Source organism: Ferrimonas kyonanensis DSM 18153, assembly GCF_000425405.1.
Taxonomy (GTDB): domain Bacteria; phylum Pseudomonadota; class Gammaproteobacteria; order Enterobacterales; family Shewanellaceae; genus Ferrimonas; species Ferrimonas kyonanensis.
In genome coordinates, this window is the sequence record NZ_KE384365.1 from 241,102 (window position 1) to 255,170 (window position 14,069).

The following is a 14,069-nucleotide window of genomic DNA, read 5'->3' on the forward strand; positions in this document are numbered from 1 at the left end:
ATCCTTACTGCCAATATTGTTGCAGGTGAAACATAATGAGCAAATACATCTATCAATGGGGCCTGTACCTGGTGCTGGGGAGCGCCCTGACTTTTTCGCTGTTTCTGATCAGCTCCGATAACCAGGCTCCCTTTACCACACAGGCAGAAGTCCGAAAATCCATCGCCGAAATCGCCCCGGAAGTGTCGGCGGAGATCACCGCCATCGCAGTCAACAACGGTGACCATGTCCACCAGGGCCAGTTGCTGATGCAGCTCGATGACAGCCGCTACCAACTGGCCTTCAAGCAAGCCCAGGCCGAGCTGAAGCAGGCTCGCCAGGATCATCAGGCCAAATTTGAAGAACTGCACGTCGCCGAAGCCACCCTGGTGCAGAAGCAGCAACAGGCCAGTAATGCCCACCTGAAACTGGATCGTCACCAGACTCTGGTCACCCAGGGCCTGGTCACTCAAGAAAGTGTCGACGACAGCCTTAACGCGGCTGCGGTGGCCGACTCGGCCGTGGTCGCCGCACAGGCTGACATTCAGCGGCTGCGGGTACAGCTGGCCGAACACGACGGCAACGCCGCCGTTGCCCTGGCCGAAGCCAAACTTGAAACTGCCCGGCTGGACCTGATCCGCACCCGCATCACCGCCCCCACCGATGGCACCATCACCAACCTGCAGTTGCGCCCGGGCACCTACGTCGGCAGCGGCACCGCGGTGCTGTTTCTGGTTAACGACAACGACAGCTGGATCAACGCCGACTTCAACGAGAAAGGCCTGGCGTTGCTGCAACCGGGGGCCAAAGTGCTGGTGGCCTTCGATGCCATTCCCGGGAAACTGTTTGAAGGGGCCATCACCAGCCGCGAACAGGCCATCTACGACGCCTCTTCCGAGACCAGTGGCCTGGCAAACATCACCAACGACAGCCGCTGGATCCGCGAACAACAGAAGGTGCGCACCCGCATCCAGGTGCCACAGCTGGATCCGCGCCTGTTCTCCGGCTCCCGAGCCAGCATTATGATTCATCGCTCCGACAGCCTGTGGGGAAGCGGCGCCCGGCTGTGGATGCAAGTAGTCAGCAATTTGCGCTATCTGTACTAAGGGGAGCCCCGAATGAAACGCACTACCGACTGGAACGAAGTGGGCCGCATTGCCGGTACGGTCACCCTGTGTATGCTGGCCGGCCGCTACCTGCACCTGAGCTCTCCGGTGTACCTGGCCCTGTTTCCGATCCTGTCGGTGACCAAGGCCCGCGATTACCGTTGGTCCGGTTTGATCAAGATGTTTCTGCCGGTGGTGGTTGCCGCCACCCTGGCCCTGTTGACCGTAGAGCTGTTCAGCGATCACCCCTTCATCGTCTGGAGCCTGAGCCTGGTGGGGTTCGATCAGCTTCGGCGCCGGGCCACCACCCCGGCCAAGCTCGGCGGCCTGATTCTGCCGACCTTTAACTGGATGATGATCGTGGTCTTTGCTCAGCAGCCCAGCTTCGTCATGGCGGATCGAATTCGAGAGATCGCCCTGAGCCTGGTGATCACCATAGTGGTGATGAAAGCGATGAACGGCCTGTTTCCCCGCACCAGCCAAGCGGCCGCTTGCGCACCGCCGCCGCAGCCGGTCAGCTATCGGGATCGACTCTGGTACCTGCTGTTACTGGGAGCCGGGCTGGCGTTTCTGATGATTGTCGATCTGATCTCGGCCACCTTCTGCATGGTGCCGGTGATCATCGCCGCCGCCCAGACCCGCAAGCCTGGCTACCTGGCGGTGATTCGGGCCCGCTTCACCGCCCAGGTTGGAGGCTGCGCCCTGGCCATGCTGTTTCAGCTGCTGCTGTTGTGGCACCAACAACTGGTGCTGTTTTACAGCCTGAGCGTTTTTCTGCTGGTGTTGGCCCTGGCCTGGCTCATCGGCCGCAGCCAAGGCGCAGAAAAAGATCTTCACGGCGACGCCCTGCTTGGGATAGCCTTACCCATTCAGCTGTACATGGGCACCTCCGACATCGGCCTGCAGGACACCTTCCTGCGCGGCTGGCAATTGTCGGTGACCCTGTTTTTGCTACTGGCCCTCAGCGGGCTGATTTACGGACGCACACACCATGACACAGAGCATCACCTCAATCACCGCGCTGGATAACAGCATGACCTTTCTGATGAGCCTGGCCCAGAAGCAATACCGGGCCCTGTGCACTCAGCGACTGATGGCGGAATTCGATATTAGCCTGGAGATGGTAGGGGCAATGCGGGCGCTGCAACAGCTGGGCTGCATTCCTCAGCAACAGTTGGCAGACGTACTGAAGCGCAACCGCTCGGTGGCCAAACGGTTGGTGGACAATGGCATTAAACGAGGGTTGATTGAAGCCAGTAAGAGCGACACCAACAAGAAGGCGCGCATGCTATCGCTGACCGCCGAGGGTCATCGTATCAATGAGGCTTGTACCCCGGTGATTCAGGCGATGTCAGAGGAGTTCTTTGCCGGCGTCACTCCGCAGGAACAGCAGCAATTAATGGGGATACTGAAAAAGCTGGTGCGTGACGACGTCAGGGTGGATTGATCGGCCGGCACCGTCCTGGTGCCAACCGATCGGGGAGAGTTAGAAGCTCAGGCTGACCCGCTTCAGTTTGGCGTCGCCCTTGGCCAGGCCACCGCTGATGATCTTATTGTCGTGACTGTGGCTGCCACAGCACTTGTGCGACGACGACTTGGGTTTGCAGGGGCGGCCCTGAGACGCCTCGGTCAGGGTCGAGACCGACACCGCTCCGGCCAGCACGTCAGACACCGTCGCCCGGCCGCGGACACTGTCCACCTGAATGCCGGCGCCCAGCAGTCTGGCCAGGGAACGTTCACCGATGTTCTTCAGTACCACCCGGGACACCCCCAGGTGACGAAACTGCGCCATCATCTTTTTCTTCTGCTGACAGCCGCTGGCGTTGGCGTCGTTATCCAGAGTGTCCACCAGGGCGCCGCTGGCGTCGTAAATGGCGAACCCGGGGGCCTTGGCAAAGTGGCCGGCAACCCGGAAATCCGGGGTTACAGCAATCGCTAGAGTCATGTTATTCCTCACTTGAATCTTGTGGGTAGGGCAACGACGACTCCATCTCCAGGGCGTGACCCTGCACCAGGGCGCAGACCACTTTCTTTCTCGCTGAAGCCAGTATGTTGCCTAACGTTTGTCGTGAAACGCCCATCTCGTTGGCGGCCTGCTGTTGACTCATCCCCTCCATGTCCGCCAGTCGCATCGCTTCCAGCTCATCGGCACCCAGATCGATTTTCTGCAGCTGCTTACCGGGAACGCCGTTGGGCTTATACAGGCTGTAGGGAGCACGGCAACGCACATTGCGGGTCAGTTTTGGTCTTGGCATAACCACCTCGTAGTTGGCATTTGCCAATTACTCTACGCCCAGTTATTGGCATATGCCAGTTATAAAGTGAGTTTAGTGATCGCCGCCACGAACCTGGCTCAGCGCCGGGCCATTGCGATCTCAGGAAGTGGGGTGAATGTGCAGCTGATTGTGGCTGTGTTGATAGGGGTGACGGTGCAACACCCCTTCGGTCAGGGTGCCCTCCTGCAGCAACACCGCCCGGGTCGCCAGGGTACCGATGACGCCGGAGTCGTGAGACACCAGAATCATCGCCTGGGGCAGGCTCAGCAGGTGGGCCAGCAACCGTTGGCGGGCGTTGTCGTCCAGGCCATTGGTGGGCTCATCCAGCAGCAGCACCTTAGGCTGCATCGCCAGCACCGAGGCCAGGGCCACCAGGCGTTTCTCGCCACCGGAGAGGCGGTGAGTAATGCGCATGGCGAAAGCTTCCATCCCCAGGCTGGCCAGGGTGCGCATCGCCACCGCCTTGGCCTGGGTCTCATCCAGGCCCTGATTCAGCGGCCCGAAGGCCACATCTTCCAGCACCGTCGGGCAGAACAACTGATCATCGGAATCCTGAAACAGCAGCCCCACCTGGCCACGCATCGGCTGAAACTCCGCTTCGCTGCTGCAGCGCTGCCCCAGCAGCTGTACCGAACCGAAACTGGGCTGACGCAGCCCCACCATCAACTCCAGCAAAGTCGACTTGCCGGCGCCGTTACCACCCACCAGTGCCAGTCGCTCCCCGGCCTGCAGGCTCAGGTTCACGCCGGAGAAAACCGGCCGTCCGGCGTAACCAAAGGCGATCTCCTCAAGTTGGATCAACGGCTCGCTCATAACAGGTACTCCAGCAACAGCGGCAGCGACATCAGGCCACCAAAGGACAACAACAATCCGGTCTCAGCCGGGCACCAGGATTGCGGATTCAGCAGGTAAAACCGGCCCTTGAAGCCACGACACTTCATCGCCTGAGTGACTCGCTGCGACCGCTCCATCGAGCGCACCAACAGCATGCCCACCAACCATCCCAGGCTGCGCCAGCTATGGCGATTGGATCGGGCCACAAACCCGCGCGCCCGCATCGCCGTACGCAGGCGCCGATACTCCTCCTGCAGTACCACCAGGTAACGAGCAGTAAACAGAAACAGGTGCACCAGTTTATCCGGCAACCGCAGTCGACCCAGAGCATGACCGAGCTGCTCCGGCGCCAATGCCCCCAGCAACACCACCATGGCGATCACCACAATGTTGGCCCGCAAGGCCACCACCGCCGCCCGTTCCAGCCCTTGCAGACTCAGCGTCAGGCTGTGCCATTGCCACAGCGGGTCGCCAGGCACGGTAAATGGCAGCGTCAGCAGCAGCATGATCATCAAGCCTTCCAGCGCCAACAGCCGCCGTCCCAGAGTGCGCCAGTTGGTGCCCAGCAGGGCGGCCAGGGCCAGCATCAACGCCAACTGCAACAGCAGCGCTGGCAACTGGCTCAGACACACGGCGGTAACCGCCGCCAGCAGCGCGCACAGGGTCGGCAGGCGCGGATCCCGCGCCGCGGCCCAGGCGGGCCAGCTCGATGCCCCGGTCGCGGGCAGCAGACTCATCGGCGCCCGCGCCACCACATCAGGCCAAAGGCGATGCCAAAGATCATTCCCAGGCCGCCGACAATGTCAGACAGACGCGCCCGGGCCTCACTGGCCTGCAACTCCTGGCGCAGCGGCCCCACCTGGCGGGCGACGGCCTGCTCCACCAACTTGGCCAACGCATCCGCATCCAGGGCCGCATTCACCGGGGTCACAGGTTGTGGCGCCGACACCGTCGGCGCCGCAGTCCGCTGCAATGGCCAGCGAGCCTGATGGCCATCACCAATCACCGCCACCACTTCGGTGACCTCGGCGGGCAACGACATCTGGGCAAACTCACCGTTGGCATCGGGCACCAGTGTCGCCACCGACTCACCGCTGCCATTATGCAGTTCAATGCGGGCGCCGGTGGCCGGGCCGCCGCCGGCAAAATAGGCGTTGCCGTGCAGGGCCTCGCCCTCCACGTAGGCAAACACCTTCAGCAGGTGGGCCTGACAGGCACCACTGACCAGCATCAACAGTGCGGCCATCATCGAAATTCGTCGTTTCATCATACTCTCCCAGCCAGCAGCAACTCAGGTGCTACCCGCTGCATAAAACTCAGCGCCGCCGCGGTCACCGCCGCCTCGGCCACCATCAACGGCAGATAGGTGAGCGCCACCACCTTGCCTGCCGGCAGGTATTCCGGTCCGCTGAGCAGCAGCGACAGGCTCACCATCACCGCGGTCAGGGCCACCGCCAGCCCTCCGGCCAGCGCCCCCCACATCAGGGTGGCCCGGCCTTCGCTGGCGTGCAACCTGGGCGCGATCAGCGCCCCGCACAACAGCGCCGGCAGGGCGATGTTGGCGGTATTGACCCCCAACACCATCAGGCCGCCATAACCAAAGAACATCGCCTGCATCAACAGCGCAATCAGCACCGCCGGCACCGCCGCCCAGCCCAGCAGCACCCCCATCAGGCCATTCAAGATCAGGTGCACACTGGAGGGCCCCACCGGCACCGTGACCAGCGACGCCACGAAAAACGCCGCCGCCAACACCGCCGCCTGAGGAATGCGATCGTAATCCATGCGCCGGGTCGCCACCGCCACCGTGGCTGCGGTCACTACCGCACCGGTGATCAGCACCGGCAGCGACAACACTCCGTCAGGGATGTGTGCCATGGTTTGCTCCTACTTCATGTCACGGGCATTGACCCAGATCAGCGCCCCCAGTTCCACCGGTACCTTATCCCCTTCCGGGTTGGTCATCGGTGTTTCGGATTCCAGCAAGGCAGCAAAGCCCCACCAGCCGCCACGAGGCATGGCGTAACTGAATAGGCCATTGGCGTCGGCACGAATCACCTGGGTCACAAAGGCGTCGGCCGGGGCCTCAACGCTGCCGTCGTTTTTCCACTCCACCTCAACCTCGGCGAACGGCACCGGCTGGCCATCCTGCTTGACGATGCCCTGGAACAGGTTGCCGGTCCACAACCCGAACGGCCGCACCAGGGGCTCAATCTCCACCGGGAAACCCACGTCGGCGTCCCAGCCCTCCTGATAGCCATAGGCATCGACCACCACCTTGGTGTAATGGACGATCATCTTGCCCTCACCCGGCTCCCAGTAAGGCGCCGGCTCGACATAGAACAGGTAGTCACCGGGGCGGGTAACCCGGTAGCGGGCCAGGTAGTTAGGTTGACCGTCGACCTGGTGCGGCACCAGCCGATCACGCAGGTCCTGATGCCCTGCCGGACCCAGTACGCCGAACTGCACCGGCTGGCCCATGGCCATGGCCGGGCCACGCTCCATCGGGTGGGTAAAGGTCAGGGCCAGCTCCAACTCAGCCGGTCCCTGGTCGGTGACCAGGCTCGACGAGGGAATCAGCTCCTGAAAATGGGCCGAAGTAGAACAAGAGATCAGCGCCAGCGCGGCCAGCAGGGTACGAGAAAAGCGGTTCATCAACACAATCCAGTATCAGGGTTACTGGAGAAAATATTACTCTTACGAAAATCTTCATACAATTTAATGGCGCAGTTTCTGCACAGGCTTATGTCGAATCTGTGACCTGAAGCATGAGTTAGATTCAGGCTTCACCCGTACCCGACGAAGACCTGCCACCGCTTCGAAACCGCATTCTAACGCCGCAGAGTACCAATCAACGCACAACCGAGGGCAACAAGCGCCACCTTAATCGGCGATATCGATATGATATTTATTGTGAAACTGATTCATGCTGCGACAAGCTTCACTTCAATACAATTTGTGTTAGCTTGCAAAATAACCACTGTCCCCAAGGAGTCGGAGCACAGCCTATGGATCTCATTCTGGACAACAACGTCCTGACCATCAGCCCATTTTTTACCATCACCATAGGCATTTTTGTGCTGTTTCTGGGGCGACGCCTCAACGCCAGCGTCGGTTTTTTGCGGGAGTTCAGCATTCCCGAGCCGGTAACCGGCGGCCTGCTGGTCTCTCTGCTGCTGACCCTGGTGTACCTGCTGACCGCCGTCGAGATCGAGTTTACCCTCAACGCCCGCGACGTGTTGCTGGTGTACTTTTTCACCACCATCGGCATCAACGCCAGCCTGGGCGATCTGCTTAAAGGCGGAAAACCACTGCTGATTCTGCTGGCGGTGACCATCGGCTACATGGTGCTGCAGAACCTCACCGGCATCGGCGTCGCCGGCCTGTTTGATTTAGGCACCCCGGTTGGCCTGCTGGGCGGCAGCGTCTCTCTGATCGGTGGCCACGGCACCGCCATCGCCTGGGCCCCCTCCATTGGCGAACAGTTCGGCATCAGCAACGCCATGGAGATCGGCATCGCCAGCGCCACCTTTGGCCTGATCCTCGCCAGCCTGATGGGCGGCCCCATCGCCAAGTATCTGATCAACAAGCATGACCTTAAGCCAGCCAAACATGATCAACCCAATGTCGGCCTGGCCAACGACGACGACAGCACCATCAACGCCTTCGATTTTCTGGACGCCATCTTCGCCATCCACATGTGCATCATCGTCGGTTTCCTGCTCAACGAAGGGGTTGAGCAACTGGGTCTGCAGCTGCCTCTGTTTGTCACTTGCCTGTTTGCCGGCATCCTGATCACCAACATCATGCCCAACGGCTTTCCCCGCATCACCGGAACTCAGTGGCCGGCGCGCAAGCCCGCCCTGGCGCTGATCGCCGACATCTCTCTGGGCACCTTCCTAGCGATGTCGCTGATGAGCATGCAGTTGTGGACACTGGTGGATCTGGCCGGGCCGATCTTCGCCATTCTGAGCGCGCAGTTCCTGGTGGCCATCGCCATCAACCTGCTGGTGGTGTTCCCCGCCATGGGCAAAAACTACGACGCCGCGGTGGTGTGTGCCGGCTTCGGCGGCATCTCGCTGGGCTCCACCCCCACCGCCATGGCCAACATGTCGGCGGTGTCGCACAAGTACGGCAACTCGCAACTGGCCTTCATTGTGGTACCGCTGGTGTGCGCCTTCTTCATCGATCTGGCCAACGCACTGATGATTCCCTATTTCTTGAGCAATTTTTAACGGCTTGATGAAAACAGGGGGCAAACAGGAAGGAGTGTGTCAAAGGTGTCGCCGCTAGGGAGAAGCGTCGCCCGCCTAGCGGCACAAATGCCACAAACGAAAAAGGCCCAGTCTTTCGACTGGGCCTTTCTCTTAATTTGGTACCGAGAGAGGGACTTGAACCCTCAAGGTGTCACCACCGGCGGATTTTGAATCCGCTGCGTCTACCAATTCCGCCACCTCGGCTTAGTGGAGTTGCATTATAGACAGCTCAGCGTTGAGCGCAACCCCTTGCTGATTCAATTGCATAGAAATCCGCCGAACCGGGGCCAACGCCCCGGTCCTGTCGGCATTAAACCTTGAACTGACCCACCAACTGCCGCAGCTGATTGCCGGAGTGACCCAGCTGCTCGGAGATCTGCGCCGACTCTTCACTGGCGTGCACCAGTTCAGTCACGATGTCGCGGATGGAAACCATGTTGCGGTTGATCTCCTCGGTCACCGAGCTCTGCTCGGTGGCCGCCGTGGCGATCTGGCTGGTCATGTCGTTGATCTCAGTCACCGCCCCGGACACCGCGTTCAGGCTGGTGGTGATCTCCGACGACGACTGCACCGTGGTTTCGCAGTTGGACTGGCTGTTGCCCATGGTTACCACCGCCTTGGACACCGACTGATGCAGCTCATCCAGCATCTCTTTAATTTCGTGGGTGCTGGTCTGGGTGCGACTGGCGAGGCCACGCACCTCATCGGCCACCACCGCGAAGCCACGGCCCTGATCGCCGGCGCGGGCCGCTTCGATGGCGGCGTTCAGCGCCAGCAGGTTGGTCTGATCGGCAATGTCGCCAATCACCCCAAGCACACTGTGAATCTTGGACGACTGCTCGCTGAGGCGGTCGATATGCTGAGCCGCCAGGTCCACTTCACCCACCAGCTCGTTGATGGAGTTGACCGAGTTGCCCAGCTTGTCCTGGGCGGTGTTGGCGTCATCGGTGGCAGCCTGGGTGGCATCGGCCACCTGGTTGGCGTTGCCGGCAATCTGTGCCGCCGCCGTGCTCATCTCGGTGACCGCGGTCACCACCTGCTCGGTTTCGTCGTTGTGCACCGCCAACTGCTGAGTAATGGTGGAGGTCTGGCTGTTGATGTTGTCCACCGCCATGCCCACCTGCTCGGTGGCATCGGCCACCTGGCTGATGGTCTCCTGCAGCTTGGAGGTAAACTGGTTGAAGGCCTGCCCCAACTGGGCAATCTCATCCTCACCGGTCACTACCAGCCGCTTGGTCAGATCCCCTTCACCCTGGGCAATCTCCTGCAGGTTCTCCAGCATGTCGTTCACCGGCCGCACGGTGCGGCGGGAGATGATGATGATGCCCACCACCGCCAGCGCCATGATCACGATGGACACCAGGATGTTGGTGGTGGTCTCTTTCTGAGCCATGGCTTCGGCATCGGACTTGAATGACGCCACCGCGGCATCGATTTCATCCACGTAAACACCGGTGCCCAGCCACCAGCCGAATTCATCCAGCGGTTTCACGTAGCTGATCTTCTCAACCAGGTTGGCAACGCCGGGCTTCTGATAGAAATAGGAGGAGGTGCCACCGCCACGCTTGGCGGCGTTGATCAGATCCACAATAAAGGCGGTGCCGTTGGGATCTTTAAGGTGGATGAGGTTCTTACCTTCCACCTCCGGCTTGAGGCCATGGAACAGGTTGGTCCCGGCCATGTCGTACACAAAGAAATAGCCGCCATCACCAAACTCAATTTTGGCCAGGGTTTCGCTCACCACTTCCAGCGGATCACGACCGGGCTGAGCGGCAATCTGGTTGCGGACCACGCCAACGGCGATGGTCACCGCATCTTCCACCTGCTTGATCTTCTGGTCGCGAAGATCCTGGGTGAAAGTGGCGACCTGCTCTTCCAGCGTCTGAGTCTTGAAGTACACCGAGCTGCCCGAAACGACCACGATGGTCATGATTAACGGCAACGCCGCCAATAACAACATCTTGCCCATTAATCCGAGTCGTTTCATACACTTTCTCCATTAACCACATAGTTATGTTGTGCGGGTCTACGCCCTTAGATGGCAACCATTGCCCCTCCCCGATCACAAAAACGTGTTCGAGGTGACTGAACTTCACAACCTTGTGATTCTGACGCCCGGATCTCCTGCCCCGGTTATAGCCCTGTTATCGGCTGGCAAGCACTGAACTTGATACAGATTCGGCCTGTTCGACCGTAAACGGCTGCCCGGTTCCTGGTCAGCATCGCCGATTAAAACTCAATACATTGATAATAAAGAAATAAATCCCAGATCACCGATTCGAGTCAAGTACGACTAAAAGACTCAAAAAAATGGCCATAAGAAGCTATCTACTTCTCAAAGCGACCCGAAACCGAAGCGAGTGTAATTTGTCACAAAACAGCCACCTACTGAAGCGAATCTCTCAAAATCACCAGTGACTTGTAACCCTACTCACAGAACCTTGGCGTTCTGTGCTTTCGGCGCACACCAGATTGCCAGTCCGCGTGATCGGCGCCACAACTTCAGCCTCCGCCTCTATCTCTGATACACTGCTGCCAATTCAGTAATAAGGAAGTTGTTCATGCACCCTCACGCCAATGCCCCCCGGGCCAGCCTAAAGCGTCGACTGGCCACCTTGCTCTACGACAGCCTGCTGGGCCTGGCGGTGTACATGGCCTTTGGGGCGGTGTTCTTTATGCTGTTCGGTGCCCTGGTGTCACAGGGGATCATCAGCAATCCCGAGCAGCAGCATGCCATCGATATCCTACAGAGCAGCCCCGGCTGGACTCTGGCCAACGAAGGCTTCAAATGGGGTGGTGTGATGTTGTTTTTCAGCTACTTCTGGCAGAAAAGCGGCCAGACCATCGGCATGCGTGCCTGGCGGCTGAAACTGCAGAACATCGACGGCAGTTTGATCAGCTGGCACCAGGCACTGATCCGCCTCATCACCTCCGGCTTCGGGCTGATGGCCCTGACCATGGTCTTCAGCGACGACAAGCGCAGCCTGCACGATAAGTGGAGCCACACCGAGCTGGTGGAGCTGAGCATCGAGCAGAACCGCGCCCGCCTGGGGCAGTAACCCAACGCCACAATTTCCCGCTTGCCCTGACGCCACTCGGCTACGCTTAGTGTTGGAAAATCAACGCAAAGAGGCAAAACACCATGGGCATACTGACCTGGATTGTGCTGGGATTGGCGGTGGGAATTCTGGCCAAATGGATCATGCCGGGCAAAGACGGCGGCGGCTTTATCATGACTACTCTGCTGGGGATCGTCGGCGCCGTGGTCGGCGGCTACCTGGCGACCCTGATGGGTTTTGGCGCCGTCACCGGCTTCAACATCAGCAGCCTGGTGGTGGCCACCCTGGGGGCCTTGCTGGTGCTGTTTATCTACAACAAAATGAAGTAGACCATCATCAAAAAAGGCGCCTCAGGGCGCCTTTTTTGATGGACCATACAGCTAGCGTTTCTGCAGCAAATAGATGGCCACCGCCGCGAACAGCATCGCCGGCAGGAAGGCCCCCAAAAACGGCGGCAGGTTGGCCACCAGGCTCATGGGGCCGAAGATCTCACTGGTCAGGTAGAATCCAAAACCGGTGATCACCCCCAGCAGAATCCGGGCGCCCATGGTCACGGAGCGCAGCGGACCGAAGATAAACGACAACGCCAACAGCATCATCACCGCCACCGTCACCGGCTGCCCCACCTTGCGCCACAGCGCCAGCTCGTAGCGGGTCGGGTCCTGCTGATTTACCTTGAGGTAATCCAGGTAATCCAGCAGGCCGCTGATGGACAACGATTCCGGATGCACCGTCACCACCTGCAGTTTGTCTGGGGTCAAAGTCGACTTCCAGCGGCCCTGTTCGCGATGGGTCACGGTCACCTGCGGCTTGGTCAGCCGAGTATCTGTGATGTCGATGATGCGCCAGGCATCGCCGTCAAACACCGCCTGCTTGGCGAAGGTCACCTCATCCAGGTGCTTGTCTTTGCCGAAGTGGTAGATGGTGATGTTGGCCAGATGGCCGGTGTCCTGAACCCGGCCGATGTTGACGAAGCTGTCGCCGTCTTTGGCCCAGGAGCCCCGGGCACCGCCAATCAGATCACCGCCGGAGATCTTCTGCGCCTTCATCTCACGGGCGGTGGCCTCTGACGCCGGCGCCACATACTCACCCACCAGCATGATGGTCAGCATCAGCGGAATGGCGGTCTTCATCACCGACATGGTGATCTCAAACTTGGACATTCCCGCCGCCTGCATCACCACCAGCTCGGAGCTGGAGGCCAGCATACCAACGCCGATCAGCGCCCCCAGCATGGCGGCAATGGGGAAGAACATCTCGATGTCTCGCGGCACCAGGAACAGCACGTACAGGCCGACATCGAAGATGTCGAAATCACCACGGCCGACGTAGCGCAACTGGTCGACAAACTTGATCAAACCGGACAGCCCGGTCAGCACCAACAGGCACAGGGCCGAGGTACTGATGATGGTACGGCCAATGTAGAGGTCGAGGATCTTCAGCATCACTTGGTCCTCACCAGTTTGGCGGCAATCTTCTTACCGGTTGGGCGTCCCTTACCGACGAGAATGACCCCGATCACCAGCGCCGCCAGATGGATGCCCCACATGCCGAAGGTGGCGGGAATCACCTCATCTTCGATGGCCTTACGCCCGGCCATCATCAGGGCAAAGTACCCCAGATACATCAGGATCGCCGGCATCATCTTGGCAAACTTACCCTGACGCACATTGGTTCGGGCCATGGGCACCGCGATCAACGTCAGCAGTGGAATCGCCAGCGGCACCGCCAGTCGCCAGTGGATCTCCGCCCAGGCGTGGGGGGTGCCCTCTTCCAGCAACTGAGTCATGGAATAGGCCGACAGCTTGCGCCGTTTCTTGTCCACCTCCTGCTCTTTGATCTCCATCTGGTAGGTATCAAAGGTGATCTGGTTGGACTCCGGCGTGCCCGAGAACATGTTGTAGCGGGTGCCCTGGCTTAGCTGCAGCCGCTGCGAACCATTGCGCTCCTCCACCATGGAACCGGCCTCGGCGATCACGATGGAAGTTTCACTGTCGGGCTTGTCGTTCGGCGGCAGCATGGCCACGAACACGTTCTCCAGCTTGCCCTTGGACAGGCCTTCGACGTAGATCACCGCCTTGCCGTTGGACGCCTGCTGGAACCGGCCCTGAACCAGTGCCGCCAGCCCCGCTTCCGATTCCGCCTTCTCCAACACCTGGTATTCGGTCTCTTTGGCCCAGGGCGCCACGTTAATGGCGATCACTCCGGAGAGTATGGCCATGATCACCGCCAGCACCAGGGTCACCCGAGTCACGTACCACTCGGACACCCCCACCGCGTGCAGCACGGTCATCTCGCTGTCGGCGTACAAACGCCCATGAGCGAGCAAAATGCCCAAAAACAGCGATAAAGGCAGGATTAATGACAACAATTCAGGCATGTTTAAGGCCACCAGAGTAGCGATCAGCTTCCCTGGCAACTGGCCTTCGGCGGCATCCGCCAGAATGCGGACAAATTGTTGACTAACAAAAATGGAAACCAGCACAGCCAATACGGCAATCTGTGCTCTAAACGCTTCCTTCAACAAGTAGCGAAAGATAATCAAAGTCGGAGCTCAAC

At 59.8% G+C, this 14,069-nt stretch carries 16 protein-coding genes and 1 tRNA gene; 6 read left to right on the forward strand and 11 right to left on the reverse strand.

Going from position 1 to position 14,069, the window contains the following annotated elements:
* Positions 1 to 35 precede the first annotated feature (35 nt).
* Genes H598_RS0118490 through H598_RS0118500 form a run of 3 tightly spaced genes read left to right on the forward strand, consistent with a single transcriptional unit; the run spans position 36 to position 2,532 of the window.
* Positions 36 to 1,085: an HlyD family secretion protein gene (locus H598_RS0118490; RefSeq protein ID WP_028114326.1), complete on the forward strand. Its 1,050-nt coding sequence runs from the start codon at positions 36 to 38 to the stop codon at positions 1,083 to 1,085.
* Positions 1,086 to 1,097: 12 nt separating this feature from the next.
* The gene (locus H598_RS0118495) at positions 1,098 to 2,114 is read left to right on the forward strand and encodes a DUF2955 domain-containing protein (protein ID WP_028114327.1); all 1,017 of its coding nucleotides are present in this window, start codon (positions 1,098 to 1,100) and stop codon (positions 2,112 to 2,114) included.
* Complete coding sequence (locus H598_RS0118500) at positions 2,077 to 2,532, forward strand: MarR family winged helix-turn-helix transcriptional regulator (protein ID WP_028114328.1); 456 nt, start codon at positions 2,077 to 2,079, stop codon at positions 2,530 to 2,532. Before H598_RS0118495 ends, H598_RS0118500 begins: the two co-directional genes overlap by 38 nt.
* Before the next feature lie 39 nt (positions 2,533 to 2,571).
* Here H598_RS0118500 and H598_RS24965 read toward each other — a convergent pair whose 3' ends face one another.
* The 7 genes from H598_RS24965 to H598_RS0118535 all read right to left on the reverse strand — a co-directional run bounded on the left by H598_RS24965 (position 2,572) and on the right by H598_RS0118535 (position 6,850).
* Positions 2,572 to 3,030 (reverse strand): NifB/NifX family molybdenum-iron cluster-binding protein, encoded by a 459-nt coding sequence (locus tag H598_RS24965; protein WP_051252859.1) that lies wholly within the window; start codon positions 3,028 to 3,030, stop codon positions 2,572 to 2,574.
* Between the two features lies 1 nt (position 3,031).
* Complete coding sequence (locus H598_RS0118510) at positions 3,032 to 3,340, reverse strand: DUF134 domain-containing protein (RefSeq protein ID WP_028114329.1); 309 nt, start codon at positions 3,338 to 3,340, stop codon at positions 3,032 to 3,034.
* Positions 3,341 to 3,460: 120 nt separating this feature from the next.
* The gene (locus tag H598_RS0118515) at positions 3,461 to 4,174 is read right to left on the reverse strand and encodes an energy-coupling factor ABC transporter ATP-binding protein (protein WP_028114330.1); all 714 of its coding nucleotides are present in this window, start codon (positions 4,172 to 4,174) and stop codon (positions 3,461 to 3,463) included.
* Positions 4,171 to 4,932 carry a cobalt ECF transporter T component CbiQ gene (cbiQ, locus tag H598_RS0118520; RefSeq protein WP_051252872.1) on the reverse strand — a complete coding sequence of 254 codons (762 nt, stop codon included), beginning with the start codon at positions 4,930 to 4,932 and terminating at the stop codon, positions 4,171 to 4,173. Before cbiQ ends, H598_RS0118515 begins: the two co-directional genes overlap by 4 nt.
* Entirely contained in the window at positions 4,929 to 5,462 is a 534-nt protein-coding gene (locus H598_RS0118525; protein WP_051252860.1) for a hypothetical protein, read from the reverse strand. The genes cbiQ and H598_RS0118525 overlap by 4 nt, the downstream gene beginning before the upstream one ends.
* Positions 5,462 to 6,073 (reverse strand): cobalt transporter CbiM, encoded by a 612-nt coding sequence (gene cbiM / locus H598_RS0118530; RefSeq protein WP_028114333.1) that lies wholly within the window; start codon positions 6,071 to 6,073, stop codon positions 5,462 to 5,464. Before cbiM ends, H598_RS0118525 begins: the two co-directional genes overlap by 1 nt.
* 9 nt (positions 6,074 to 6,082) lie before the next feature.
* Positions 6,083 to 6,850, reverse strand: coding sequence for a DUF4198 domain-containing protein (locus H598_RS0118535; protein ID WP_028114334.1), 768 nt, complete (start codon positions 6,848 to 6,850; stop codon positions 6,083 to 6,085).
* 353 nt (positions 6,851 to 7,203) lie between these two features.
* On the opposite strand from H598_RS0118535, the gene gltS reads away from it, so the two are divergent.
* Complete coding sequence (gltS, locus tag H598_RS0118540) at positions 7,204 to 8,430, forward strand: sodium/glutamate symporter (RefSeq protein ID WP_028114335.1); 1,227 nt, start codon at positions 7,204 to 7,206, stop codon at positions 8,428 to 8,430.
* 138 nt (positions 8,431 to 8,568) lie between these two features.
* Here gltS and H598_RS0118545 read toward each other — a convergent pair.
* Positions 8,569 to 8,655 (reverse strand) — tRNA-Leu (locus tag H598_RS0118545).
* A 106-nt stretch (positions 8,656 to 8,761) separates the two neighbouring features.
* Positions 8,762 to 10,438: a methyl-accepting chemotaxis protein gene (locus tag H598_RS0118550; protein ID WP_028114336.1), complete on the reverse strand. Its 1,677-nt coding sequence runs from the start codon at positions 10,436 to 10,438 to the stop codon at positions 8,762 to 8,764.
* Positions 10,439 to 11,012: 574 nt separating this feature from the next.
* Between H598_RS0118550 and H598_RS0118555 the strand changes: the two genes are divergently transcribed.
* Both H598_RS0118555 and H598_RS0118560 read left to right on the forward strand, forming a co-directional pair.
* Complete coding sequence (locus H598_RS0118555; protein ID WP_028114337.1) at positions 11,013 to 11,510, forward strand: RDD family protein; 498 nt, start codon at positions 11,013 to 11,015, stop codon at positions 11,508 to 11,510.
* 83 nt (positions 11,511 to 11,593) lie between these two features.
* The gene (locus tag H598_RS0118560) at positions 11,594 to 11,839 is read left to right on the forward strand and encodes a GlsB/YeaQ/YmgE family stress response membrane protein (protein ID WP_028114338.1); all 246 of its coding nucleotides are present in this window, start codon (positions 11,594 to 11,596) and stop codon (positions 11,837 to 11,839) included.
* A gap of 51 nt (positions 11,840 to 11,890) precedes the next feature.
* Here the strand turns inward: H598_RS0118560 and lptG are convergent, their stop codons facing one another.
* Together lptG and lptF are read right to left on the reverse strand one after the other, a co-directional pair.
* Positions 11,891 to 12,952 carry an LPS export ABC transporter permease LptG gene (gene lptG / locus H598_RS0118565; protein WP_028114339.1) on the reverse strand — a complete coding sequence of 354 codons (1,062 nt, stop codon included), beginning with the start codon at positions 12,950 to 12,952 and terminating at the stop codon, positions 11,891 to 11,893.
* 2 nt (positions 12,953 to 12,954) lie between these two features.
* A complete protein-coding gene (gene lptF, locus H598_RS0118570) occupies positions 12,955 to 14,055 on the reverse strand; it encodes an LPS export ABC transporter permease LptF (protein ID WP_028114340.1) in 1,101 nt (366 codons plus the stop codon).
* Positions 14,056 to 14,069: the final 14 nt, after the last annotated feature.

What these genes read in the sequence shown, in the direction of transcription:
- H598_RS0118490 (WP_028114326.1), top strand. Translation starts at nt 36, where the DNA reads ATGAGCAAATACATCTATCAATGGGGCCTGTACCTGGTGCTGGGGAGC.
- H598_RS0118495 (WP_028114327.1), top strand. Translation starts at nt 1,098, where the DNA reads ATGAAACGCACTACCGACTGGAACGAAGTGGGCCGCATTGCCGGTACG.
- H598_RS0118500 (WP_028114328.1), top strand. Translation starts at nt 2,077, where the DNA reads ATGACACAGAGCATCACCTCAATCACCGCGCTGGATAACAGCATGACC.
- H598_RS24965 (WP_051252859.1), bottom strand. Translation starts at nt 3,030, where the DNA reads ATGACTCTAGCGATTGCTGTAACCCCGGATTTCCGGGTTGCCGGCCAC.
- H598_RS0118510 (WP_028114329.1), bottom strand. Translation starts at nt 3,340, where the DNA reads ATGCCAAGACCAAAACTGACCCGCAATGTGCGTTGCCGTGCTCCCTAC.
- H598_RS0118515 (WP_028114330.1), bottom strand. Translation starts at nt 4,174, where the DNA reads ATGAGCGAGCCGTTGATCCAACTTGAGGAGATCGCCTTTGGTTACGCC.
- cbiQ (WP_051252872.1), bottom strand. Translation starts at nt 4,932, where the DNA reads ATGAGTCTGCTGCCCGCGACCGGGGCATCGAGCTGGCCCGCCTGGGCC.
- H598_RS0118525 (WP_051252860.1), bottom strand. Translation starts at nt 5,462, where the DNA reads ATGAAACGACGAATTTCGATGATGGCCGCACTGTTGATGCTGGTCAGT.
- cbiM (WP_028114333.1), bottom strand. Translation starts at nt 6,073, where the DNA reads ATGGCACACATCCCTGACGGAGTGTTGTCGCTGCCGGTGCTGATCACC.
- H598_RS0118535 (WP_028114334.1), bottom strand. Translation starts at nt 6,850, where the DNA reads ATGAACCGCTTTTCTCGTACCCTGCTGGCCGCGCTGGCGCTGATCTCT.
- gltS (WP_028114335.1), top strand. Translation starts at nt 7,204, where the DNA reads ATGGATCTCATTCTGGACAACAACGTCCTGACCATCAGCCCATTTTTT.
- H598_RS0118550 (WP_028114336.1), bottom strand. Translation starts at nt 10,438, where the DNA reads ATGAAACGACTCGGATTAATGGGCAAGATGTTGTTATTGGCGGCGTTG.
- H598_RS0118555 (WP_028114337.1), top strand. Translation starts at nt 11,013, where the DNA reads ATGCACCCTCACGCCAATGCCCCCCGGGCCAGCCTAAAGCGTCGACTG.
- H598_RS0118560 (WP_028114338.1), top strand. Translation starts at nt 11,594, where the DNA reads ATGGGCATACTGACCTGGATTGTGCTGGGATTGGCGGTGGGAATTCTG.